General features: G+C 68.8%; 22 protein-coding genes and 1 pseudogene. 10 read left to right on the top strand and 13 right to left on the bottom strand.

The window, feature by feature from the left end:
* Positions 1 to 2739 carry a helix-turn-helix transcriptional regulator gene (locus L2Z93_RS01175; protein ID WP_099541356.1) on the bottom strand — a complete coding sequence of 913 codons (2739 nt, stop codon included), beginning with the start codon at positions 2737 to 2739 and terminating at the stop codon, positions 1 to 3.
* A gap of 78 nt (positions 2740 to 2817) precedes the next feature.
* Here L2Z93_RS01175 and L2Z93_RS01170 point away from each other — a divergent pair, with 78 nt between their 5' ends.
* Together L2Z93_RS01170 and bluB are read left to right on the top strand one after the other, a co-directional pair.
* On the top strand, positions 2818 to 3504 hold the full coding sequence (locus tag L2Z93_RS01170) for a class I SAM-dependent methyltransferase (protein ID WP_234786293.1): 687 nt from the start codon (positions 2818 to 2820) through the stop codon (positions 3502 to 3504).
* A 33-nt stretch (positions 3505 to 3537) separates the two neighbouring features.
* Positions 3538 to 4188 (top strand): 5,6-dimethylbenzimidazole synthase, encoded by a 651-nt coding sequence (gene bluB / locus L2Z93_RS01165; RefSeq protein WP_090593701.1) that lies wholly within the window; start codon positions 3538 to 3540, stop codon positions 4186 to 4188.
* Between the two features lie 34 nt (positions 4189 to 4222).
* Here bluB and L2Z93_RS01160 read toward each other — a convergent pair whose 3' ends face one another.
* From L2Z93_RS01160 to L2Z93_RS01140, 5 genes are all read right to left on the bottom strand, one after another.
* Positions 4223 to 4693 (bottom strand): hypothetical protein, encoded by a 471-nt coding sequence (locus tag L2Z93_RS01160; protein ID WP_128111779.1) that lies wholly within the window; start codon positions 4691 to 4693, stop codon positions 4223 to 4225.
* 148 nt (positions 4694 to 4841) lie between these two features.
* The gene (locus L2Z93_RS01155; RefSeq protein WP_162562012.1) at positions 4842 to 6740 is read right to left on the bottom strand and encodes an alpha/beta hydrolase family protein; all 1899 of its coding nucleotides are present in this window, start codon (positions 6738 to 6740) and stop codon (positions 4842 to 4844) included.
* 389 nt (positions 6741 to 7129) lie between these two features.
* Entirely contained in the window at positions 7130 to 8170 is a 1041-nt protein-coding gene (locus tag L2Z93_RS01150; RefSeq protein WP_090592203.1) for an aspartate-semialdehyde dehydrogenase, read from the bottom strand.
* 5 nt (positions 8171 to 8175) lie between these two features.
* On the bottom strand, positions 8176 to 9441 hold the full coding sequence (locus L2Z93_RS01145; RefSeq protein ID WP_090592199.1) for an aspartate kinase: 1266 nt from the start codon (positions 9439 to 9441) through the stop codon (positions 8176 to 8178).
* Positions 9442 to 9550: 109 nt separating this feature from the next.
* The gene (locus L2Z93_RS01140; protein WP_090592197.1) at positions 9551 to 9985 is read right to left on the bottom strand and encodes a hypothetical protein; all 435 of its coding nucleotides are present in this window, start codon (positions 9983 to 9985) and stop codon (positions 9551 to 9553) included.
* A 244-nt stretch (positions 9986 to 10229) separates the two neighbouring features.
* Between L2Z93_RS01140 and leuA the strand changes: the two genes are divergently transcribed.
* The gene (leuA, locus tag L2Z93_RS01135) at positions 10230 to 12038 is read left to right on the top strand and encodes a 2-isopropylmalate synthase (RefSeq protein ID WP_090592193.1); all 1809 of its coding nucleotides are present in this window, start codon (positions 10230 to 10232) and stop codon (positions 12036 to 12038) included.
* 3 nt (positions 12039 to 12041) lie between these two features.
* Here the strand turns inward: leuA and L2Z93_RS01130 are convergent, their stop codons facing one another.
* From L2Z93_RS01130 to L2Z93_RS01115, 4 genes and pseudogenes are all read right to left on the bottom strand, one after another.
* Positions 12042 to 12743, bottom strand: coding sequence for an NHL repeat-containing protein (locus tag L2Z93_RS01130; RefSeq protein WP_090592189.1), 702 nt, complete (start codon positions 12741 to 12743; stop codon positions 12042 to 12044).
* Positions 12744 to 12933: 190 nt separating this feature from the next.
* A pseudogene (locus L2Z93_RS01125) lies at positions 12934 to 13916 on the bottom strand (oxygenase MpaB family protein).
* Positions 13910 to 14599 carry a TetR/AcrR family transcriptional regulator gene (locus tag L2Z93_RS01120; RefSeq protein ID WP_090592186.1) on the bottom strand — a complete coding sequence of 230 codons (690 nt, stop codon included), beginning with the start codon at positions 14597 to 14599 and terminating at the stop codon, positions 13910 to 13912. The pseudogene L2Z93_RS01125 and the gene L2Z93_RS01120 overlap by 7 nt, the downstream one beginning before the upstream one ends.
* A gap of 117 nt (positions 14600 to 14716) precedes the next feature.
* Positions 14717 to 15703, bottom strand: a complete 987-nt coding sequence (locus L2Z93_RS01115) for a DEDDh family exonuclease (RefSeq protein WP_090592213.1) — start codon at positions 15701 to 15703, stop codon at positions 14717 to 14719.
* 77 nt (positions 15704 to 15780) lie between these two features.
* Here L2Z93_RS01115 and L2Z93_RS01110 point away from each other — a divergent pair, with 77 nt between their 5' ends.
* From L2Z93_RS01110 to L2Z93_RS01100, 3 genes are all read left to right on the top strand, one after another.
* Positions 15781 to 17028 carry a Mur ligase family protein gene (locus tag L2Z93_RS01110; protein WP_090592181.1) on the top strand — a complete coding sequence of 416 codons (1248 nt, stop codon included), beginning with the start codon at positions 15781 to 15783 and terminating at the stop codon, positions 17026 to 17028.
* On the top strand, positions 17025 to 17732 hold the full coding sequence (locus L2Z93_RS01105; protein WP_090592179.1) for a type 1 glutamine amidotransferase: 708 nt from the start codon (positions 17025 to 17027) through the stop codon (positions 17730 to 17732). The genes L2Z93_RS01110 and L2Z93_RS01105 overlap by 4 nt, the downstream gene beginning before the upstream one ends.
* Before the next feature lie 114 nt (positions 17733 to 17846).
* A complete protein-coding gene (locus L2Z93_RS01100) occupies positions 17847 to 18188 on the top strand; it encodes a hypothetical protein (protein WP_090592175.1) in 342 nt (113 codons plus the stop codon).
* 21 nt (positions 18189 to 18209) lie between these two features.
* On the opposite strand, the gene recR is transcribed toward L2Z93_RS01100, so the two are convergent.
* Positions 18210 to 18821, bottom strand: coding sequence for a recombination mediator RecR (gene recR / locus L2Z93_RS01095; protein WP_090592173.1), 612 nt, complete (start codon positions 18819 to 18821; stop codon positions 18210 to 18212).
* Between the two features lie 4 nt (positions 18822 to 18825).
* Positions 18826 to 19161, bottom strand: a complete 336-nt coding sequence (locus tag L2Z93_RS01090) for a YbaB/EbfC family nucleoid-associated protein (RefSeq protein ID WP_090592169.1) — start codon at positions 19159 to 19161, stop codon at positions 18826 to 18828.
* A gap of 135 nt (positions 19162 to 19296) precedes the next feature.
* Here L2Z93_RS01090 and L2Z93_RS01085 point away from each other — a divergent pair, with 135 nt between their 5' ends.
* Positions 19297 to 20034 (top strand): Rv3717 family N-acetylmuramoyl-L-alanine amidase, encoded by a 738-nt coding sequence (locus tag L2Z93_RS01085; protein WP_090592165.1) that lies wholly within the window; start codon positions 19297 to 19299, stop codon positions 20032 to 20034.
* Here the strand turns inward: L2Z93_RS01085 and L2Z93_RS01080 are convergent.
* Positions 20031 to 20468 carry an SRPBCC family protein gene (locus L2Z93_RS01080; protein WP_090592161.1) on the bottom strand — a complete coding sequence of 146 codons (438 nt, stop codon included), beginning with the start codon at positions 20466 to 20468 and terminating at the stop codon, positions 20031 to 20033. The two genes, L2Z93_RS01085 and L2Z93_RS01080, sit on opposite strands and share 4 nt — an antisense overlap.
* A 95-nt stretch (positions 20469 to 20563) precedes the next feature.
* Here L2Z93_RS01080 and L2Z93_RS01075 point away from each other — a divergent pair, with 95 nt between their 5' ends.
* From L2Z93_RS01075 to L2Z93_RS01065, 3 genes are all read left to right on the top strand, one after another.
* Entirely contained in the window at positions 20564 to 21946 is a 1383-nt protein-coding gene (locus tag L2Z93_RS01075) for an FAD-binding oxidoreductase (protein ID WP_090592157.1), read from the top strand.
* Positions 21943 to 23250: a class I SAM-dependent methyltransferase gene (locus tag L2Z93_RS01070; protein ID WP_090592154.1), complete on the top strand. Its 1308-nt coding sequence runs from the start codon at positions 21943 to 21945 to the stop codon at positions 23248 to 23250. The genes L2Z93_RS01075 and L2Z93_RS01070 overlap by 4 nt, the downstream gene beginning before the upstream one ends.
* A gap of 67 nt (positions 23251 to 23317) precedes the next feature.
* A complete protein-coding gene (locus L2Z93_RS01065; RefSeq protein WP_128111780.1) occupies positions 23318 to 24133 on the top strand; it encodes a hypothetical protein in 816 nt (271 codons plus the stop codon).
* Positions 24134 to 24154: the final 21 nt, after the last annotated feature.

Here is a 24154-nt window from a genome sequence, read left to right as displayed (position 1 = left end):
TCACCCCGTGAGCCGGGTGTGCAGCTGCGATCGGGATCGCACGCCGAGCTTGCGGTAGACGCTGGACAGGTTGGTTTCGACGGTCTTGGGGGAGATAAACAGCTCCGCGGCGATCTGTTTATTGGACATGCCCGCGGCGGCCCGTTCGGCGACCCGCCGCTCGGCCGGGGTCAGCACGTCGGTCTCCCCCACCGCCGCGCTGACCCGGGCGAGCTCCTCGCGGGCGCGTTGCGCCCACAGTTGGGCGCCGCAGGACTCGAACATGCCCAACGCCTCGGCGAGGGTCTGCGTCGCGGCCTGGCGGCGGCGCCGTCGGCGCTGCAACTGACCGAGCAGCAGCAAGGTGCGGGCCCGCTCGAACGGCATCTGCAGCCGGGCGTGCTCGGCCAGCGCCCGGTCCACCGCGGCCTCGGCGCCATCCAGGTCCCCGCGGGCCGCGAGCACCGCGGCGCGGCCACGGGCGCCCAACGCCAGCGCCCAGGCGCGGTCCAGCCGCGCGCCGCCGATTTCCATCGCCTCGACCAGCGTCGCGGCCTCGTCGACGCGCCCCAACGCGACCAGCGCTTCGATGGTGTCCGGCACGTGCGCGGCGGTGTGGATCTCGGTGATCTGCCCGTGCGCCAGAAAATCAGCCACCAGCGGGCCCAACGCGTCCATCGCCTCGCGGTAGTTGCCCAGGCTGACCTCCAGGAATCCTTGGTCGGCGATCGGCACCTTGGCCAGCACCGGCGTGCCGGTGCGGTCGGCCATCTCCAGGGCCTCGGCGACGGCCCGGCGGGTCTGCTCGACCTCGCCTGCGTGGGCGAGCGCGCCCGCCAGCGCGACGGCCGCGACCAGCCGCGAGGTCTGACCACCCAGCTGCTGCGCGCGTTCGGTCGCGTCCCGGGCCAACGCCACCGCCGCGGCGAAGTCCCCGGACCAAGCCCTGATCAGCGTGCCCTGCACCGCGAGGAACATCAGCTCCGCCTCGGCGCCGCGGTGTTCGGCCTTCTGCCACAGCCGCTCGAACGATTCGACCGCTCCCGGCAGGTCTCCGGTCCAGGCCCGTAGCTGGAGCTCGTTTCCGCTGGCGCGGAAGATGATCGGCGTCGCGGCGTCCGGAGCCTCCAGTTCCAGCGCGAGTCGTCGGGTGTCCTCGCAGACTCCGTCGCCGCGCCGACAGCTCAGCATCGCCGACAAACTCAGCGCCTGGCTGCGCAGTTCGTCGGAGTCGAGGTACTCCGCCAGATCGCCTGCGACCGCCAATGATTCGCCGGCCTCGTCGAACTCGCTGATCCCGATCAGAATGAACGCCAGCATCATGTGCAGCTGGGCGAGCACCGGCGGGTCTTCGGTTTCGGCGATGCCCTGACGCACCCAGGCCAGCGCCGCGTTGAACCCTTCGGTGTAGACGCTGAGCCCACCGAGCAGCAGCAGACCCGCCGATCGCGGCAGGCCGGGTGGGAATCCGCCGATCGCCGGCTCCAGCATCCGGTGCGCGGTTTCGGCGTCGCCGGCGACCAGGTGGTGGGTGGCGCACAGCACTCGTCGCATCGGTTGGTCACCGCCGAGTGAGATCGCGAGTTCGACCAGTTCCGCCGCGGTCGCGGGGGCGCCCTGGGCGGCGGTCGCCGCCGCAGCGAAATCCAGCGCCATCAAGGTGTCCGGGTCGGCGCCGGTGCTGGCCTTGGCCAGATGGCGGGCCCGCAGCTCGATGGAATTCACCGCTGCGGCCAGCCTCCGGTGCGCGGCGCGCCGCTGACTCGGCGTGGCGCTGCTGTACACCCCGGCGTTCAGCAGCGGGTGGGTGAACCTCACCGTGCTGCCGTCGAACTCCACAATGCCTTGGGACTCAACGGGTTCCAGATCCTTCGTCAATTCTTCGACGGTGGCGCCCATGGCGTCGGCGATCACCTCCACCCGCGGCTGCGCCTCGGCCGCGACGGTCAGCAGAATCTCCGCGATACGCTCGTCGAGCTGCCCGATCCGCTCCCGCACCACCGCGGTCAGCGAGTCCGGCAGCTGGTTCGGGCTCAGGTTGCCCGCGGCCAGGCCGCGGCCCAATTCCAGTGCGTAGAGCGGGTTTCCGCCGGATATCTGATACACCCGGGTCATGGTCGGTCGCGGGAAGGTCCGCCCCAGACGCCCGGTGAACATCTGGTGCATGCCGCCGAGGGTCATCGGCCGCACGGTGTGCCGCTGCAGCAGGTCGGGGCGGCGCAGCTGCAGCCAGTCGAGCTGATCCACCCCCGGACCGGTGCGCACCGTGGCGAGGATCGCCACCGGGCCGGTCAGCCGTCGGACGGCGTACCCGAGCACCGTGCGGGTCGCCGGGTCCAACCAGCCCGCGTCATCGACGGCGATCAGCAGCCGCCCGTCGGCGGCCAGCCGCTCCAGCACGGCCAGGAACGCCGCGGCCACGGCGCGCTCGTCGAGTGGCCGGCCGAACCCGCCGCTGACCAGCACCCGGCGCAGCGCCTCCTGCTGCGGCTCGGGCAGTCCCGCCGATGGGTCCTCGTCCAGCTCGGACAACAAGTCGGCCAGCCCCGAATAGGTGAGGGTGAGTTCGCTGGGGGCCCCGCGGGCGGCGAGCACCCGGATCCCGCCGGCCCGCGCCCGGTCCACCGCCTCCAGCCACCGGGTGGTCTTCCCGATGCCGGCCTCACCCTCGAAGATCAGCGCAGCGGGCCCCGACGCGGCACGACGGAGCAGCGCGTCGATCTCGGGCACAATCTGTTGTCTACCGCACGCGGGTGACACACACTGTCATTTTTTCGCCGAGTCACCTGGGAAGTCGGACCCAGCATCTGGTCAGTCCGCGCGAGTACGGTGGCGGCCGTGGACAAAGAGGTACTGGATTGGGACAACGTTTACCGCGGCGAATCCGGATTCGACGGCCCTCCGCCGTGGAACATCGGTGAGCCGCAACCCGAGCTGGCCGCGCTCATCGAGGCCGGCGACATCACCGGGACGGTCCTCGACGCAGGCTGCGGCCACGCCGAGTTCGGCCTCACCATGGCCGCCCGCGGCAACACCGTGGTGGGCGTCGACCTGAGCCCGACGGCCGTCGCCGCCGCCCGAGCCACCGCGGCCGAACGGGGCCTGGAGAACATCACCTTCGAGCAGGGGGACATCACGGAATTCAGCGGGCATGACGGCGAGTTCGACACCATCGTCGATTCGACGCTGTTCCACTCCATGCCGGTGGAGAGCCGCGAGGGCTACCAGCGCGCCATCGCCGCCGCTGCCGCCCCGGGCGCGAAGTACGTGGTGCTGGTGTTCGCCAAGGGCGCCTTCCCGGCCGAGCTGGAGGAGAAGCCGAACGAGGTCGACGAGGCCGAGTTGCGCGCGGTGGTCGGCCAGCACTGGGAGATCGACGATGTCCGCCCGGCGTACATCCACGCGAACCTGCCGAACTTCCCGGCCGACCTGGAACTGCCGAAACCGCCGGTCATGCCGGAGCTCGACGAGAAGGGCCGGATGAAGATGCCGGCCTTCCTGCTGCGGGCGCACAAGGCCGGATAACCGTTTCCGCGCCGGGCGGTCGATAATGGCCGGATGGATCCGGCCGCGTTCAGCGACGACGACCGCGCGGCGCTCTACCGGGTGATCGGGGCGCGCCGCGACATGCGCCGGTTCGTTCCCGGCGCCGCTGTCGCGCCGGAGACCTTGGCGCGACTATTGGCCGCCGCGCACGCCGCGCCGAGCGTCGGGCTGATGCAGCCGTGGCGGTTCGTCCGGATCACCGACGGTGAATTGCGCCGCAAGATCCACCGATTGGTCGACGACGAACGGCTGCGCACCGCCGACGCCCTGGGTGAGCGTTCGTCGGAGTTCCTGGCGCTCAAGGTCGAAGGGGTGCTGGACTGCGCGGAGCTTCTGGTGGTCGCGTTGTGTGAGCGCCGCGAGCGTTGGGTGTTCGGCAGGCGCACCATGCCGCAGATGGATCTGGCGTCGGCGGCGTGCGCCATTCAGAACCTGTGGCTGGCCGCCCGCGCGGAAGGCCTTGGCATGGGCTGGGTTTCGATCTTCGACCCGGATCGGCTGGCCAAGCTGCTGAGCATGCCCACCGACGCCGAACCGATCGCGGTTTTGTGCCTGGGTCCGACGCCCGAGTTCCCCGACCGACCGGTGCTGGAACTGGAGAACTGGGCGTCGGCGCGGCCGTTGGAGGATTTCGTCGCCGAAAACTCTTGGCCTGCAGGCTGATCCGTTAGAGGGTGATCCGTTACGGGGTCATCCGCTACGGGTTCAGCGGGCGCGCCGGTTCGGTGGTCGGCGACATCGGCGCGCGGCGCGGCGCGTCGTCATCGTCGGGATCCATCCGGTTCTTCATCATGAAGCCCGGGCCGCGGTCGTTGTCCTTGAACTGCATGGAATGGCCGTGGCCGCGGTGTTCGTGCCTTCCACCGGAGCTGTGCCCAACCATGACACCGGCGAAGAAGATGACGCAGACGATGAACAGCGTCCCGGCGACGATCGCGACCCAGGCCGCCACCTGGTAGAGCCGGTTGGGCTTGGCGTCCCGGTGCGGCGGGGGCGGACAGTCGGGGCGAGGTCCTTGCGGTCCGCGGGGCGGGCCGGGCGGTGGGGCTTGCAGTGACGGGGTTTGTTGGGCCGCTGGTGGCGGCGCGGCTTCGGGCGGGTTCGGACTGGCGGGCGTGGAGTCGGCGACCGGGGCGGTCTCGGACTCCCGATCAGGTGTGTCACTCATGAATCGATCATGCCCGAGGGTTGCGGCGTCCGACCTTGGACTGAGTTAGGCAGTTGCTATGAGTACGTCGCTTCATCGCCTCCATCACCTTCATCAACGGGAAAGGCCGCGCTGCGATGCGGAGCGCGGCCCACCCCTCGGTCCCGGGTTACTTGATCCCGGTGGCTTTCTTGACCTTGGCGACGGTTTCCTTCACCTGAGTCTTGACCTTGTCGACGGCTTCCTTAGCCTTGCCGCGCAGCTCGCGGCCGGTGTCGCGGACTTCCTTCGCGCCCTTGCTGACCAGGCTGTTCTTGCCGGGCGTGAGGCCGGTGGCCTGCAGCGCGTCCTTGACGCCGGTCTCCAGGGACTTGCCGGCCTGGCGCAGTTCGCTGGTGAGCTTGGACTTTGAGGTTTCGGCGTTCACGGCCAGCAGCCCGGCAGTCTCCGGCGTGGACTTCTTGATGAGTCCCTTCTTGAATGACTCCTCGATGCCATCGCCGAGCGCCTTCACCACGTCACCGGGCACCTTCAGCCAGTCGACATCGGGCATCGTGCCGAACGGGGTGAGCTCATTGGCCTTTTGGTGAGTGCGCTCGTAATCGTCCTCCTGATCGACATCGGTGTAGCCGAGGTTGACCAGCACCTTCAGCGCCGGCTGCAGCGCATCGGCGATCGGGGTATTGAACTGCACATCGGCGCCAAGAGCGTTGAGCCCCAGGTTCAGCACCCGATTCGGCAGCCGCAGCGGCTCCAGCAGGGGTAGGTCGTTGACCTTGTAGGTGCCATAACCGTTGGTCGCGCTATTCATAACCACCACCTCACCGCCACCAAGCAAGTGGGTCGGCAGCAGAGCCGCGGCACCCGTGTTGGCCAACGACACCGGATTCAGCCAGGCAGGCACATCTGCCAACGCGTTGTACTCGGTGGTCACATCGACCTTGAACGGGACGATCCCGGGGACGGGGACGACGGGGACCTCAGCCTGGCCGTCCTTCCCCTGGTCCCGGGTGACGGTATTGATGCCGGCGAGCGCCGCCAACGGATAGATACGAGCGAACAAACCACCATTGGCACGACCTGGGTTCGAGATCAGCACCGAAATCGGCAACGTCAGACTCTGTTGCCTGTCAAGGGCGGCGTCCAGGATCTGCGGGTATGCCTCGCCAGCGGCGAACGCTCCGAGCCCAGTCGCAACAATCACCGGCGCCCTGGCGGCGAGATTCGGGTTGTTGAATATGCCCTGCAACGACAAGACCGTGGTGGACAGCGTCACCTTCATTGATCTGCACGCGGCAGCAACGCCGACGCACTTGATGCTGTCATTGATCGCCGAAGCGACATCGGCGAGGTTGGACTCAAGTGGCGGGGTGTCGTTGGCTTCATCGGCGATGCTATTGGTCGTGCCGGGAACCCAGCCCACGTTGACGCCGAGGAACTTCACCAGGTCCATTAACGGTCCAGCGGTGATGACGTTCAGCCCCTCCAACCCGCCTCCCATATTCAGCAGATCGGTCGTGTCGAATCCAAGCAGTTCAAGGAAGCCGCCGAGAGTGTCGATCGGGGGGTCGTTGGTGATATTGAGGAATGGCTGCAAAACCGCGAGCCCGAGAAGTCCCAAGCCGCGGATCGGGAGTTCGTTCAAGATATCGGTGACCCGCGTGCTCAGCACGTCGTTAATTGTGGCGGTCGGATCCAGCCCCAGGATGCTCCACAGCACACCCAGGTTGAGCGCACCCGGAAGAATCTTGGCCCCGGTGGCTCCGAGGGTGTCCAGCGCATTGGCCGTCCACCTCCCTGCGCCCAGCGTCAGATCGGGGATGTCGGCCGGGTTCGGGGCCTGACCCCAGAAGAAATTCGAGGCAAGCGGCATCGGCTCGAACCCCTCGCCAGGGTTTGTTGCCGAACGGTTCGTGTCGGCGTGCTCCGTGAGCCACGCGCCGATCTCATCCAGCACACCAGTGAGCGCCACCTCGGCGTTGCGCTGCTCGATCACCGCCGCCGATGTGACGGCCGCGGTGGCGCTGGGCGCCACCACCCCGGCGGTTAGCGCCGCGGCGGTTGCCACGGCTGCTGCCGCGGTGCTGACATTACGCAGGGCCCGACCCCGTTTTGTCCCGACCATTTCCCCGTACTCCTCAGATAAATCTCAGCTGTTTATCAGCGTGAGATTAACACCGAAGATGTGACGTAGAACACGTTTCTGCGGAGTCAGCCGAGGTCACCCGCGGACGGGCAGGTGTGCCCGTACACAACCGAGCGATGGAGCACAGCGGGCTCGCGAGCGCACGGCCACGTACGCCGGGGGATGTACACAGGCGAGCGCTCGCGAAGGAAGACGGACGCCAGCGAACGGTCAGGTACAGGGGTCGATGTACCCAGCCGAGCGCTCACCGGCATGGAGCCCGGCGAGAGATCGGTTACGCACCGAATCGACCGGATTCGACCTCGGCAGAACTACCGGGAGGCGGCAAGCAGCTCGGCGATCTGAATGGTGTTCAGCGCCGCGCCCTTGCGCAGGTTGTCCCCGGACAGGAACAGCGCCAGGCCGCGCCCGTCCGGCACGCCCTGGTCCACCCGGATGCGCCCGACCAGGGTGTCATCGGCGCCGGCGGCGGCCAGCGGCGTCGGCACGTCCACCAGCCGCACACCGGGGGACACGGCCAGCACTTCCTCGGCCTGCCGGGGCGACAGCGGCCGGGCGAACTCGGCGTTGATCGACAGCGAGTGCCCGGTGAACACCGGCACCCGGACACAGGTTCCGCTGACCAGCAGATCCGGGATGCCCAGGATCTTGCGGCTCTCGTTGCGCAGCTTCTGGTCCTCGTCGGTCTCGCCGGAGCCATCGTCGACCAGCGAACCCGCGAGGGGCACCACGTCGAACGCGATCGGGGCGACGTACTTCACCGGATCGGGGAAGGACACCGCGCCGCCGTGGTGCACCAGCTCCTCGGCACGAGAGATGACCGCCCGGGTCTGCGAGGCGAGCTCCTCGACGCCGGCCAGCCCGCTGCCGGAAACAGCCTGGTAGCTGGACACGATCAGCCGGGTCAGCCCTGCCTCGTCGTGCAGCGGCTTGAGCACCGGCATCGCGGCCATGGTGGTGCAGTTCGGATTGGCGATGATGCCCTTCGCCAGCGTCTTGCCGCGGACGTCGCGGTCGAAGTTCACCTCGGACACCACCAGCGGGACGTCCGGGTCCTTGCGCCACGCCGAGGAGTTGTCGACCACCGTCACGCCGGCGGCCACGAACCGCGGCGCCTGCACCCGGGACATCGTCGCGCCGGCCGAAAACAGCGCGATATCAAGGCCACTCGGGTCCGCGGTCTCGGTGTCCTCGACCACGATCTGCTCACCGCGGAACTCCAGCTTGCGGCCCGCCGAGCGGGACGAAGCGAAGAAGCGCACGCTGGAAGTCGGGAAGTCGCGCTCCTCCAGCAGCGCCCGCATCACCTGGCCGACCTGTCCGGTCGCGCCCACCACACCGATGTTCACCATGATGCTCAGCGCCCCGTTCCGCCGTAGACGACGGCTTCTTCCTCGCCGCCGAGACCGAAGGCCTCGTGCAGCGCGGAGACCGCGCGGTCCAGCTCAGTGTCCTTGATCAGCACCGAGATTCGGATCTCGGAGGTGGAGATCAGCTCGATGTTGATACCTGCTTCGGCCAGCGCCTCGCAGAACGTCGCGGTGACGCCCGGGTGGCTGCGCATGCCTGCGCCGATCAGCGACACCTTGCCGATGTGATCGTCGTAAAGCACTCGGGTGAAACCGATTTCGTCCTGCAGCGAGGTGAGCTTCTCCACCGCGCCGGGCCCGTTGTCCCGCGCGCAGGTGAAGGTGATGTCGGTCTTGCCGTCCTCCACCTTCGAAATGTTCTGCAGCACCATGTCGATGTTCACGTCGGCGTCGGCGACGGCGCGGAACACCTGCGCCGCGTAGCCGGGCACGTCGGGCACGCCGACAACGGTGACCTTGGCCTCGCCGCGGTCGTGGGCGACTCCGGTCAGGATTGCGTCTTCCATGGGGATGTCCTCGATCGATCCTTTGACGATGGTGCCGGGCTTGTCCGAGTACGACGAGCGGACGTGAATCGGCAGGTTGTGGCGGCGGGCGTATTCCACGCAGCGCAGCATCAGCACCTTGGCGCCCGCGGCCGCCATCTCCAGCATCTCCTCGAAGCTGACGGTGTCGAGCCGGTGGGCGTTGGGCACGATGCGCGGATCGGCGGTGAACACCCCGTCGACGTCGGTGTAGATCTCGCAGACGTCGGCGTTCAGCGCGGCGGCGACGGCCACCGCGGTGGTGTCGGAGCCGCCGCGGCCCAGGGTGGTGACGTCCTTGGTGTCCTGGCTGACCCCCTGGAACCCGGCGACCAGCACAATCGAGCCCTGGTCCAGCGCCTCGCGCAGCCGGCCCGGGGTGACGTCGATGATCTTGGCGTTGCCGTGGGTGCCGGTGGTGATGACCCCGGCCTGGGAGCCAGTGAAGCTGCGGGCCTGGGCGCCCAGCGATTCGATGGCCATGGCGACCAGCGCGTTGGAGATCCGCTCACCGGCGGTCAACAGCATGTCCAGCTCGCGGGCCGGCGGCGCGGGGCAGACCTGCTGGGCCAGGTCCAGCAGGTCGTCGGTGGTGTCGCCCATCGCGGACACCACCACGACGACGTCGTTGCCGGCCTTCTTGGTCTCCACGATGCGCTCGGCGACCCGCCGGATCCGGTCGGCGTCCGACACCGATGATCCGCCGTATTTCTGCACGACGAGCGCCACTGTGGAGACCTTCCCTGAAGATTGCGGGCCCGAAGGTTCGGGCTCAGTCATTAAGGATAGGGGAACAGCGCAGCCGATTTTCCGGCCGTACCCGCCCGCGACGGCCCGCTCACTCGGTGGGACAGCGGCGCTGCAATTCCGCGATCTGATCGCGGATCTGGGTGTCGAGCATCTGCATCTGGAACAACTCCCGCGGCGGCTCGGCGCCGTCGGCCGGCGGTTCGGGCATCTTGGCGTAGACCGAGGCGAAATCCCCGGCCAGGCTGGCCAGCTTCACCGCCTCCACCGCAAGGCTCGGATCCGCGACCTTGGCCGACCGGTCGGCCAGCCCGTCCGCCCAGACCCGGTAGTCCGAGGCGTTGGCCTCGGGTTTGTCGGCGATCAGCTGGCCCTGCTCCTGGTTGTACTTCAGCAGCTCCAGCACCGGCTCGCACTCCTCGGGCGGCTTGTCCCGGAACACGTAGAACAACGCCATCACGGCGATCACGATGATCGTCGTCGACCCGGCGAAAAGACGGCGACGGTTGCTCTGCGGTGGTTTCACGACAGCCAACGATAGTGCCGCAACCCGGCGGTGCGGCTACGCCGGGCCTCTTCGGATCTCGTTCCTCGCTCCTCGAACCCGGCGGTGGGTTTTGGCGGGCCGACGCCGCGGAGTAGAGTGACCGATGTGCAGCGTGTGCTCCTCCTCGGGCGCCGCGACGGGGTCTGAACAGACTGGCTTCCCGTCGCGGGTCTTTCGCGATGCGCCGGTCTGAACTTCCACCTAGACCATCCGGAGCCACAACATGACCACCATCTCTGAATCCGCCGATTCGTTCTCCTCGGTACGCGCCATCCGCACCCCCGCCGGCCAGCCCAACCCCGGCCAGCCGTCCTGGAACACCCAGCGCGCCTCGTCCATGCCGGTCAACCGGTACCGCAGCTTCGCCGACGAGGTCGAGCCGATCTCGCTGCCGGACCGCACCTGGCCGGACCAGGTCATCGACCGCGCCCCGGCGTGGTGCGCGGTCGATCTGCGCGACGGCAACCAGGCGCTGATCGACCCGATGAGCCCGGACCGCAAACGCCGGATGTTCGACCTGCTGGTCCAGATGGGCTACAAGGAGATCGAGGTCGGCTTCCCGTCGGCCAGCCAGACCGACTTCGACTTCGTGCGCTCCATCATCGAAGAGAACGCCATCCCCGACGACGTCACCATCCAGGTGCTGGTGCAGTGCCGGCCGGACCTGATCAAGCGGACCTACGAGGCCTGCGCGGGCGCGCCGAACGTGATCGTGCACTTCTACAACTCCACCTCCATCCTGCAGCGCCGGGTGGTGTTCCGCGCCGACCGCGAGGCGGTCAAGAAGATCGCCACCGACGGCGCGAAGCTGTGCCTGGAGCTGGCCAAGGAGCACCCGGAGACCCGGTGGCGCTTCGAGTACTCGCCGGAGTCCTACACCGGCACCGAGCTGGAGTACGCCAAGGATGTCTGCGACGCCGTCGCCGACGTCATCGAGCCCACTCCGGACTGGCCGCTGATCGTCAACCTGCCGGCCACCGTCGAGATGGCCACCCCGAACGTCTACGCCGACTCGATCGAGTGGATGAGCCGGAACCTGGCCCGCCGCGACTCGATCATCCTGAGCCTGCACCCGCACAATGACCGCGGCACCGCGGTCGCGGCCGCCGAGCTGGGCTATCAGGCCGGCGCGGACCGCATCGAGGGCTGCCTGTTCGGCAACGGCGAGCGCACCGGCAACGTCTGCCTGGTGACGCTGGGGCTGAACATGTTCTCCCGCGGGGTGGATCCGCAGATCGACTTCTCCAACATCGACGAGATCCGTCGCACCGTCGAGTACTGCAACCAGCTGGCCGTGCCCGAGCGGCATCCCTACGGCGGCGACCTGGTCTACACCGCCTTCTCCGGCAGCCACCAGGACGCCATCAACAAGGGCCTGGACCAGATGAAGTACGACGCCGACGCGGCCGACATCGACGTCGAGGACGCGCTGTGGCAGGTGCCCTACCTGCCGATCGACCCCAAGGACGTCGGGCGCACCTACGAGGCCGTGATCCGGGTCAACTCCCAGTCCGGCAAGGGCGGGGTGGCCTACATCATGAAGGCCGACCACGGTCTGGCGCTGCCGCGGCGGCTGCAGATCGAGTTCTCCCAGGCGATCCAGCGGATCACCGACGGCGAGGGCGGCGAGGTCGCGCCCAAGGAGATGTGGGACGCCTTCCAGCAGGAGTACCTGGCCCCTGTCACCCCGCTGGAGCGGATCCGGCAGAAGGTGGACGCCGCCGAGGTCGACGGCGGCACCGACACCATCACCGCGATCGTGAAGATCGACGGCGCCGAGCGTGAGATCGTCGGCGCCGGCAACGGGCCGCTGGCCGCGTTCTGCGACGCGCTGGGCGCGGTCGGGTTCGACGTCAACGTGCTGGACTACTCCGAACACGCGATGTCCGCCGGCGAGGAAGCTCAGGCCGCGGCGTACGTGGAAGCCAGCATCGGCGGTAAGACGGTGTGGGGCGTCGGCATCGCGCCATCGATCACCACCGCGTCGCTGCGGGCCGTGGTTTCCGCGGTGAACCGCGCTGCGCGCGCTTAGGTCTCAGAAACCGAAGAATCCCTCGCGCTTGACCAGGATTCGGTTGTTCGGTTCATCGGACATATAGATGTCGCCACCGGCATTGACGGCCACCCCCACCAGGAACCCGTCAATGCCGGTGGCCACGTCGTCGACGGAACCATCAGGGCCGAGCTTGATCACTTTGCCGGAATGCTTGTCGTCATCACCGATCCGGCTACAGGCGAGGTAGATGTCCCGCTTCTGGTCGACGGCGATGCCGAGCAGGTACCAGTCGTCGGAAGTCACGTAGCTGGGCCGGAAGTCGATGTCATCGAACTCGTCGGCGAAGAAGGCCGAGTCGTCGCGGGGGTTGTCGACGACCTCCCATTCGGTGGTCTGCTCGGACAGCTTCAGCAGCCGGTCCGTCGCGATCATGTCCTCGGTGTCGGTGGCGTACAGCGTGCCATCGGGCATCGCGGCGACGCTGTGGATGTTGTTCAGCCCGTGGGTGTTGAGTTGCGCGGGACCGCCGTCCATCAGCACCCATACTTCGCTGGACTCGTCGTCATCGGCCCGCGAATCGGCGATGTAGACAAAGCCGTTCGAACCGACGGCGACATCCACCGCGCGAGACAGCCCATCGATCGGCGTCTCGGTCAGCTCGCCGGAATCCGCGGCGACCTTCAGCACGCGTGGGCCGCCCCCGTCGACGATGTACAGGTCACCGGCGGCGTCGGCTGCCACCCTGGCGGCGGCGCCGGCCAGTTCGGGGGCGGGTTGTATCGCAACAGGATCAGCTGGCGTGGCCGACGCCCATGTGGCCGATCAGTTCCTCGGACTCGAACAAGCCCTCATCGCTGGGCGCGATGTGCTCGCCGAACACCCGGGTCTCCTGCTTGGCGCGCAGCGCCTTGTGCGCCTCCGCCGGGATGTCCTAGCCGTACTTGGCCTGCGCCTCGCGCGGGGTCATGGTGACCGGAGAATTAGCCGGCGTCTGCAGGACGGCGTGCGCGGCCACCGGCATGGTGGTCGGGATGAACAGCTCGCCCAGGTAGAGGTACAGCCACGGGTTGCGGGAGACGACGGTGAACCCAATCCGCATGAACAGCCGGGAGAACCAGTCGACCACGGCGGGCTGGTTGATCCCGAACATCTTGCGAATGTACTTGGGGTAGGTCGAGACGGTCGCCGCCCGCATCAGCCGGGCCAGCGGGATCCGGAACACGTTCAGCGGGAACGGCAGGTGCTCGGGGAACGCGATCTCGGTGTGCAGGATGAAATCGGTCATCGACTGCGCCAGCTCGGACGCGGCGAGCTTGGGCCGCCATTGCTCGAAGTAGGCGCGAACCTCTTCGCGGGTGCGCGGGACGTCCTCGACGTTGATGGTCTGCAGTTCCGCGGCCCGGGCGCACTCGGCCCAGAACTGGAGTTCCTCGGCTTCGCTCAGTTTCCCGCCACCGAAGATCTCGTAGCAGTGCAGGATGGAATGCCAGGCGGTGACGTGGATCCACAGCTGCGAGTCCGGTCGTTGGCGTCGTAGTGCCCGCCGGTGACGGGGTCGACGCCGATGGCCTTGGAGTGCACCTTCACCAGCACGTCGGCAGCCTTCGCGGCGCTCGCGGTGTCGCCGAACGCGGCCAGCGCGAAGTAGCGCATGGTGCGCTCATACCGGGTGCGGGTGCGGTAGCGAACATCGCCGGTGCCTTCGACCGCGGCGTTCAGATTGGGGTCGAGCTGTTCGATGGTCACCGCGCGGGTGAAGCCGATCACCACCGAGCTGGGGTACCCCCACACCCGCCAGGCCACCGAGTCCGGACCGAAGAACCCATTGTCCGCGGGCGCCTCGTAGTTGGCCCGGTAGTGGGTCACCGCGTCGAACGACCTCAGCTTCGCGAGTTCATTCACCAGTTTCAACATCGAGTGTCACCTTCTTCAGCGGGAACCGTGCCCCCGGGTTGGTCCGCGCCCGGGCCGAGGTCCGGCCGGGCGGCGAAATTCCTGGTCAGTGGCAGCGCGACCCGCAGGATGGTCTCGACACTGTCATCCACGGACGGGCTGGGCAGGATGGCGTGGCTGATCATGCCGCGCACCAGAGTGTCGGAGTAGGCCCGGGCATCCTCGGGGTCCGCTGCCGGCAGCGCGGCGCCGATGATCGTCGTCATTTCGGCCACGCCGTGCTCGAGGAGGCGCCCGCCATGGGTGGTGACCAGCGGCAACAAGCTGCCCGCGGCGACGTCGTCGGTGAGCACCGCGCGGATCAGCGGGTTGCGGGACAGGTCCTCCAGGATGTCGCGCAGCCCTTCCCGCAGCGCCTGCTCCGGGTCGTCGGGGAACCGGCGCAACGCCGTCCGGGCCTTCTCCAGCAGCAGGTCGACCTCACGGTCGACGTAGGCGCGGGCCAGTTCGTCGCGGGAGCCGAAGTACTTGTACAAGGTGGGTTTGCTGATGCCGGCCAGCGAGGCGATGTCGGCCATCCGGGTCTGGGCCCAGCCACGGGTGCGGACGATGTCGATGGTGGCCTGCAGGGCGACGTCGCGCAGCAAAGTGCGCGCTCGCTGGCCGAAACCCGGCCGGGCTGGCCAGTCTGCCGGCGCTGCCATCGCACTTCTATCCTCGGATCGCGCCCTCGCTGCGTGATTTACCCAACGGATGGACGTGTACGGCAGATTAACAAATTTTCCGTTGGAGTAAACAGTTGGACATGCAGTAGGTCACATTCAGAACAGCGCGAACTGGCCGTCATCGGCCGAATCGGTCGAATCCGCCGGCCCCGCGTCGGGCCGCGTCGCCAGCCCGCCGGCCCCCGCCATGAACTCTGCGTCCGACAGCAGCGGCACCCCGAGCGACTGCGCCTGCAGGCCCTTGCCACGGGCCGGGCTGGGCTCATTGCACACCACCAGCGAGGTCTGCGGGTCCACATCGACGGCGTAGGCCAGGCCCGCGTGCAGAATCCGCTCCACCAGTTCCTCGTGTGTGCGGGAACACTCCGCCGACAGCGCCACCCGCATCCCGCGGGCCAGCCCGCCGGAGTAGCGCCCCGGATTCGGGAACGGGCACGGCATCCTTGCGGCCAGCGCCTTCAGCGGCTGCAGCATGTCGTGCGTCACCCGCCCGTTGGGCCAGCGTTTGCGGCCCACCTCCCGGATCGGCAGCCACACGTCGCGTTCGGCGGCGCGATCCAGCAGCGGGCCCAGCACCTTGGACAGCACCAGCGCGTCATCGAAGGCGTCGTGCGGAAGGCTCTGCGTCAGCCCCCAGTTGCGGACCAGCGTCTCCAGCTTGACGTTCTCCAGGCCCAGATCGAGCCGGCGGGCCAGTTCGACGGTGCACATCACCCGGTCGATCGGCAGTTCCGCGCCGGCCTGTTCGGCCTCGGCGACCAGGAACGAGTAGTCGAAGCCGGCGTTGTGCGCCACCAGGGTGCGCCCGGCCAGCAGCCCGGCGATGTCCGGCGCGATCTCGGCGAAGGTCGGCTGGTCCTCCAGCATCTCGGCGGTGAGCCCGTGGATGTGGGTGGGTCCGGGGTCCACCCCCGGGTTCAGCAGGCTGGCCACCGATTGCTCGACGCGCCCGTCGGCGTCCAGCGCCAGCACCGCGACGCTCAGCACCCGGGCCTCGCCGGGCTTGAAGCCGGAGGTCTCCACGTCGACGACGGCCCATCCCACGCCGGGGTCGGCGGTCGGGGGGCTCCAGGTCGGTGTCACGTGCACAGCTTGTCACGTGCGGCCGACAAGGCTTTGGTTTGACGCACGGAAATCACCATTGCGTAGCATCTGACTCCGTGATCACCGCCCGCGCACGCATGGCCCTGGCCGCCGGATCGGCCGCCCGCTGGGCGTCCCGGGTCACCGGCCGCGGCGCCGGCGCCATGATCGGCGGCCTGGTCGCGATGAGCCTGGACCGCTCGGTGCTGGCGCAGCTCGGGCGGGGCCGGCGCAGCGTGGTGGTGACCGGCACCAACGGAAAGTCCACCACCACCCGGATGGTCGCCGCGGCGCTGGCGACCATCGGCGGCGACGGCAGCGTGGCCAGCAACAACGAGGGCGCGAACATGGACGCCGGGCTGATCTCGGCGCTGGCGATGAACAAGACCGCGACGCTGGCCGCCCTCGAGGTCGACGAGATGCACGTGCCGCACGTCGCCGACGCCGTCGACCCGGCGGTGATCGTGCTGCTGAACCTGTCCCGCGACCAGCTCGACCGGGTCGGGGAGATCAATCACATCGAGCGCACGCTGCGCGACGGGCTGTCCCGCCACCCCGACGCGGTGATCATCGCCAACTGCGACGACGTGCTGGTGACCTCGGCGGCGTGGGACAGCCCGAACGTGGTGTGGGTGGCCGCCGGCGGCAGCTGGTCGGGGGATTCGGTGAGCTGCCCGCGCAGCGGCGAGGTGATCATCCGCACCGACGACGGGCACTGGCGCTCCACTGGCGAAGAGTTCCACCGGCCCACCCCGGACTGGCGGTACGACGACGAGAACCTTTACGGCCCAGACGGTTTGACGCTGCCCATGCGGCTGTCGCTGCCGGGCCGGGTGAACCGCGGCAACGCCGCCCAGGCGGTGGCCGCCGCCGTCGCGCTCGGCGCCGACCCGGCCACCGCCGTCGCCGCCGCGGGAAGCGTCGACGAGGTGGCCGGGCGCTACCGGAAGGTGCGGATCGGCGAGCACACCATCCGGATGCTGCTGGCCAAGAACCCCGCCGGCTGGCAGGAGGCGCTGTCCATGGTCGACACCGACAACAGCTCCGGGGTGGTGATCGCGGTCAACGGGCAGGTGCCCGACGGGGAGGACCTGTCCTGGTTGTGGGACGTCGGCTTCGAGCACTTCGTCTCGCCGTCGCAGCGGATCCCGGTGGTCGCCGCCGGCGAGCGCGGGACCGACCTCGGGGTGCGGCTGGGTTACGCCGGGGTGCGGCACACACTGACGCATGACACCCTCGCCGCCATCGCCGGCTGCCCGGCCGGGCACGTGGAAGTGGTCGCCAACTACACGGCGTTCCTGCAATTGAACCGGCGGCTGCCATGACCGTGCGGATCGGGCTGGTGCTGCCCGACGTGATGGGCACCTACGGCGACAGCGGAAACGCGGTGGTGCTGCGGCAGCGGCTGCGGATGCGCGGCATCGACGCCGAGATCGTCTCGATCACCCTGGATGATCCGGTGCCGGACTCGCTCGACATCTACACCCTCGGCGGCGCCGAGGATTACGCGCAACGGCTGGCCACCCGGCACCTGCGCGCCCACCCGGGGCTGCAGCGCGCCGCCGAGCGCGGCGCCCCGGTGCTGGCGATCTGCGCGGCGATCCAGGTGCTGGGCCACTGGTATGAGACCGCGGCCGGCGAACGCGTCAACGGCGTCGGACTGCTGGACGTCACCACCTCCCCGCAGGCCGAGCGCACGATCGGCGAGGTGGCGTCCACCCCGCTGATCGACGGGCTGACCCAGCCGCTGACCGGGTTCGAGAACCATCGCGGCGGGACAGTGTTGGGCCCGGATGCCCGGCCGCTGGCCGCGGTCACCAAGGGCGCCGGCAATCGGGCGGGAGACGGGATCGACGGCGCGGTTCAGGGCAGCGTGGTCGCCACCTACCTGCACGGCTGCGCGCTGGCCCGCAATCCGGAGCTGGCCGACTTCCTATTGGCCCAGGTGGTGGGCCCACTGGCCGCCCTGGAGTTGCCCGAGGTGGACCTGCTGCGTGCCGAACGCCTGGCCGCGCCGCGACGGGTCTGAACCGGCGCCGGCCGCCGCGCACCCGATGCGCCGAGCGTTCGCCCGGCGAACGCTGCGCCGTTCACCTTGGCGGCCTACCCTGACGAACGCCCGTCCCGTCATCGGAGGTCAGAAATGAATCTCGCCAAATCGCTCGGCGTCGCCGTCGCCTCCGCGGCCCTGACGGCCGCCGGGCTCGTCTTCGCGGCCGTCGCCTCCGCCGATGACACCGACAGCCCCGCCCCGTTCGACACCAACGGCATGGTCTACAACTCCGAAGACCCGCAGGAGCCGACGGATCCGATGAATCCGAACTACTGGGATTCCGGCCAGCACGCCGGCAGCACCGGGGCGGAGACCGAGAACGACGGCCCGTCGTACAACAACTACGACCAGAACGCCGGCGGCACCGGCGAGGAGACCGGTCAGGACGACTTCTCCATCGACCACGGCTCCCAGGAAGCCGGCGCGTTCTAGGCGTTAGCTCATCTGAGCGGGTTAGCTCATCTGGCGGCGCCCGGACAACGCCCGGCCCAGCGTCAGCTCGTCGGCGAACTCCAGATCCCCGCCCATCGGCAGGCCCGAGGCGATCCGGCTGACGGTGAGGCCGGGGATGTCGCGCAGCACCCGGACCAGGTAGGTCGCGGTGGCCTCACCCTCGGTGTTGGGGTCGGTGGCGATGATGACCTCGCCGACCTCCACCCCGTCGACCCGTTCGCCGATCCGGTTCAGCAGCTCACGGATGCGCAGCTGGTCGGGCCCGACCCCGGACAGCGGGTCCAGCGCCCCGCCGAGCACGTGATAGCGGCCACGGAATTCCCGGGTGCGCTCCACGGCCTGGACGTCCTTGGGCTCCTCGACCACGCAGACCAGCGACGCGTCGCGGCGCGCGTCGGCGCAGATCCGGCAGCGTTGCGCGTCGGAGACATTGCCGCAGACCTCGCAGAAGGTGATCCCGTCCCGGATCCGGCCCAGCACCGCGGTCAACCGGTCGATCTCCGGCGGTTCGACCGAGATCAGGTGGAAGGCGATGCGTTGTGCGCTCTTGGGCCCGATGCCGGGGAGTTTGCCCAGTTCGTCGATCAGATCCTGGACGGGTCCTTCGAACATCTTTTCAGAAGCCTGGCATGCCGAGCGCTTCGCCCATGCCCCCGGCCAGCGGTCCCAGCTTGGCCTGCGCCATCAGGGTCACCTGGGTCGACGCGTCGGCCAGGGCGCCGACGAGTAGGTCCTGCAGGGTGTCCGGGTCACTCGGGTCGATGACCTTCGGGTCGATGGCGACGCCGACGACCTGGCCGCTGCCCTTCATGGTGACCTGCACCAGGCCGCCGCCGGCCTGCCCGACGACCTCACTGTTGGCCATGGTGTTCTGGGCTTCCATCAGCTTCTGCTGCATTTCCTGCGCTTGTGCCAACAGGGCCGACATATCGGGCGGGTTTCCGGGTTGCATGACAGTCCCCTTGCGTTTCGGTCTCGACTTGGTTCCACATGGCGTGTTCAGGCGCTCTGGCCCTTAACAGCGTAGTCATCCGATGGTTAGCGTGCCGGGGTGCATGTCCGTCCCCGCTCGCGTGTCGGCGCCAGTATGGCCGCCGGTCTGCTCGTCGCCGCCTCGACCGTCAGCGTGACCGTCGCGGCCCCCGCTTCGGCCGCCCCGGTCAGCATCGCGGGGATGATCGTCTTCCTCGATCCCGGCCACAACGCCCGCAACGAGGGCGACAGCGCCCAGGTCCCGACCGGCCGCGGTGGCACCAAGGACTGCCAGGCCAGCGGCACCTCGACCGAAGACGGCTACCCCGAACACACCTTCACCTGGGACACCACGCTGCGGATCCGGCAGGCGCTGTCGGCCTACGGCGTGCGGACCGCGATGTCCCGCGGCGACGACGCCTCCCAGGGCCCGTGCGTCGACGCCCGCGCGCAGCTGGCCAATTCGGTGCAGCCGAACGCGATCGTCAGCATCCACGCCGACGGCGGGCCGGCCACCGGCCGCGGGTTCCACGTGCTGTACTCCAACCCGCCGCTGAACCAGGCCCAGGCCGGGCCGGCGGTCACGCTGGCCAAGACCATGCGCGACCAGCTGCAGGCGTCCGGCATCCCGCCGGCCACCTACATCGGCAACGGCGGGCTGATGCCGCGCTCCGACATCGCCGGGCTGAACCTGGCGCAGTACCCGTCGGTGCTGGTCGAGCTGGGCAATATGAAGAACCCGGTGGACTCGGCGCTGATGCGCTCCGAGCAGGGCCGGCAGAAGTACGCCGAGGCCGTGGTCCGCGGAATCACCGCCTACCTGGCCAGCCTGAAGCAGAACCGGACGATCTAACTCTCCAGCAGGGTCTTGAGATTTGCCAGGGTCTCGTCCTGGATCTTGCGCAGGCCGATCGGCGCGAAGGTCTTCTCGAAGAATCCCTTGACCCCGCCGGCGCCGGTCCAGCTGGTGCGCACCGTGACGGTGGCGCCGTCACCGGCCGGGGCGACGGTCCAGTTGGTGATCAGGGTGGAGTTGGCGTCCTTCTCGATCACGGTTTTGCCCGCGACGTCGACCTCGGCCTGGATGTCGCGGACCCGCGACTCGGTGGCCTGCAGCCGCCAGGCGACCACGGTGCCCGCGCCGGTCCCGCCGGAGATCACCCGGTATTCGCTGTACTGCTCGGGCAGGATCTTGGGCCGCACGTCGGTGTAATCGGAGACGGCGGCCAGCACGGCGTCCGGGTTGGCGTTGATCAGAATGGTGCTGGTGGCGCTGACAAGTGCCATCAGGTGTGCTCCTTCTCGGGTGACGGGGGCGAGTATCGGTACCGGTGTACCGCTTCCTCCTCGCGCCGGTCGGATTCGCGGACTAGCGTATATCCGTGTCACCACCGCCTGCAGACGCGGCGTCGGCGCACACCGCCGGCGTGCGACAGTTGGTGTCCAGTTACCGGGCGATCCCGCCGCACGCGCCGGTCCGGCTGGCCAAACGGACGTCGAACCTGTTCCGGGCCCGCGCCCGCAACAACGCCCCCGGCCTGGACGTCTCCGGATTGACCGGCGTCATCTCCATCGACCCGGAGGCGCGCACCGCCGACGTCGCCGGCATGTGCAACTACTCCGACCTGGTCGAGGCCACCCTCGCGCACGGGCTGAGCCCGCTGGTGGTCCCCCAGCTGCGGACCATCACCCTCGGCGGCGCGGTGACCGGCCTGGGCATCGAGTCCGCGTCCTTCCGCAACGGGCTGCCGCACGAGTCGGTGCTGGAGATGGACATCCTCACCGGGACCGGCGAGGTGCTGACGGCCTCCCGCACCGAGCACCCGGATCTGTTCCGGGCGTTCCCGAACTCCTACGGCACGCTGGGCTACGCGGTGCGGCTGCGCATCGAGCTGGAACCCGTCGCGCCGTTCGTCGCGCTCACCCACCTGCGCTTCGAAACGCTGCCCGAACTGGTGGCGGCCATGGATCAGATCGTGGCGACCGGCGCGCACGACGGCCGTCCGGTCGACTACCTCGACGGGGTGATGTTCTCCCCCGGCGAGTCCTACCTGTGCCTGGGCGCCCAGACCAACGAGTGCGGCCCGGTCAGCGACTACACCGGCCAGCAGATCTACTACCGCTCCATCCAGCAGAAGGAGACCGACCGGCTGAGCATCGCGGACTACCTGTGGCGCTGGGACACCGATTGGTTCTGGTGCTCACGGGCGTTCGGCGCGCAGAACCCGCGGATCCGCCGGCTGTGGCCGAAGCGCTTCCGGCGCAGCAGCTTCTACTGGAAACTCGTCGCCCTGGACCAGCGCCACGACATCGGCGACCGGATCGAGCGGCGTCGGCTGACCCGCCCGCCGGCGCCGCTGCGCGAACGCGTTGTGCAGGACGTCGAGCTGCCGATCGAGAACACGGTGGACTTTCTGACCTGGTTCGCCGAGAACGTGCCGATCGAGCCGGTGTGGCTGTGCCCGCTGCGGCTGCGCGACGCCGACGGCTGGCCGCTGTATCCGATCCGGCCGCGCCACACCTACGTCAATATCGGCTTCTGGTCCTCGGTGCCCGCCGGCCCGGCCCCCGGACATACGAACCGGCGCATCGAAACCCGGATCGCCGAGCTGGGCGGACACAAATCGCTGTACTCGGAGGCGTTCTACTCACGCGCGGAGTTTGACGCGCTCTACGGCGGGAATGCCTACCGGATGGTGAAGACGGCCTACGACCCCGACTCACGTCTGCTGGATCTGTACGGGAAGGCGGTGCGACGACAATGACGGTGTTCCACGACGCCACCTCGCATCCGAACATGTCGATCGCGGAGGCGCTGGGTGCGCTGATCTCCGGAGACAAACTGCCGCTGCGTATTTCGGCGTACGACGGCAGCCAGGTCGGTCCGCTCGACGCGTCCCTGGGCCTGGATCTGCGCACTCCGCGCGGGATGACTTATCTGGTGACCGCGCCCGGGGACCTGGGCATGGCGCGGGCCTATGTCGCCGGCGATCTGGAGATGCGGGGTGTGCACCCGGGTGACCCGTACCCGCTGCTGAAGACGCTGTCCGAGCACGTCGACCGCAAACGTCCGCCGGCGAAGGTGCTGCTGGATGTGGTTCGCTCCATCGGCATCGAGCGGCTCAAGCCGGTGCCGCCGCCACCGCAGGAGGCGTTGCCGCGGTGGCGCCGGCTCGCGGAGGGGTTGCGGCACAGCAAGACTCGGGACGCCGAGGCGATCCAGCATCACTACGACGTGTCCAACGACTTCTACCGGCACGTGCTCGGCCCGTCGATGGCCTACACCTGCGCGTGCTACCCCGACGCCGACGCCAGCCTGGAATCCGCGCAGGACAACAAGTTTCGTCTGGTGTTCGAGAAGCTGCGGCTGGACGAGGGCGATCGGCTGCTCGACGTGGGTTGCGGCTGGGGCTCGATGGTGCGCTACGCCGCCCGCCGCGGCGTGCGCGCGCTCGGGGTGACCCTGTCGCAGCGTCAGGCGGCCTGGGCGCAGCAGGCCATCGCCGGCGAAGGCCTGCAGGGTCTGGCCGAAGTGCGGCACTGCGATTACCGCGACGTCGCCGAATCCGATTTCGACGCGGTGTCCTCGATCGGTCTGACCGAGCACATCGGTGTGACGAACTACCCGTCGTACTTCGCCTTCCTGCGCGACAAGTTGCGTCCCGGCGGCCTGCTGCTCAACCACAGCATCACCCGGCCGGGCAACGACACCTCCACCGCGGCCGGCGGTTTCATCGACCGTTACGTGTTCCCCGACGGGGAACTGACCGGGTCCGGCCGGATCATCACCGAGGCGCAGAACGTCGGCCTGGAGGTGGTGCACGAGGAGGACCTGCGCCGGCATTACGCGATGACGCTGCGGGATTGGTGCGCGAACCTGGTTCGCAACTGGGACGCCGCGGTCAACGAGGCCGGACTGGCCACCGCGAAGGTCTGGGGCCTCTATATGGCCGGCTCCCGGCTGGGCTTCGAGACCAACGTCGTTCAGTTGCATCAGGTGCTCGCGGTCCGGCTCGGCGAGCGCGGCGACGACGGCGGACTTCCGCTGCGTCCGTGGTGGACCCCGTAATCTCCGCTGCCTGGGCGCGGCAAACCTCCGTCGTGCGCGCCCGCCGGCGGCGCGTAGATTCACCCCGGTGATGAGGTTCCGGTGCGCGTTGGCCGTCGCGATGGTCGGGCTGCTGGTCGCCGGCTGCGCCGGCGCATCCGATCCCGCGTCGCCCGCGCCGGATCCCGGCGGCGCCGAGCTGGTGACCGGCGCCGACCCGGACGCGGCCAGCGGGGACGCCCAGGGAGATCTGCGGGCGGCGCTGGGCCGGATGGACGAACTGCAGAGCTACCGCGGTGATCTGACGATGGTGATGGCCGGTCTGCCCAACCGCACGCTGACCACCACCGGCGCCATCCAGACCGATGTCGTCGACCAGGTGATCTTCCAGGTCACCGATGTCACCGGGGCCGAGATCGGGTTCGCGACGGGCGCCCAGGAGACATTGATCCGCGACTCGGAGATGTTGGTGCACTCCGCGTTGTACAGCGAGTCCTTCGGCGGGGAACCGGACACCTGGTACCGGGCGCCCACCGCGCCGGGCGGTCAGGGCGCCCCGATGTTGGTGTCGATGTACTTCACGCCGGCCGCGCAGGCGATCACCGCGGTGACCGACGAGGGTGTCCGGACCGTGGGTGAAGCCCAGGTGCGGATCTACCGCGCCCAGCTGGACCCCATCAAGTTCCGCGCGGCCCTGGACGCGGCCGATCTGCCCGGCGGGATCACCGCCGAGGATCTGGCGGCGCCGGAGCTCATCGAATACGGCGTCGGCGACGACGGCTATGTGCGCCACCTCGCGTTCAACAGCACCGGGCTGGGTGAGCTGAGCATCGACCTGCACAGTTTCAACGCCGAGCTCGACATCCCGGATCCGTCCGACATCCGGGACATGCCCGCGGCATAGCTATTCGGCTATTCGGCTTCG

Source organism: Mycolicibacterium brumae, from assembly GCF_025215495.1.
In the GTDB taxonomy this organism is placed as follows: Bacteria; Actinomycetota; Actinomycetes; order Mycobacteriales; family Mycobacteriaceae; genus Mycobacterium; species Mycobacterium brumae.
Note: the sequence above shows the minus strand (reverse complement) of the source record. Positions and strands in the feature narration are given on the sequence as shown.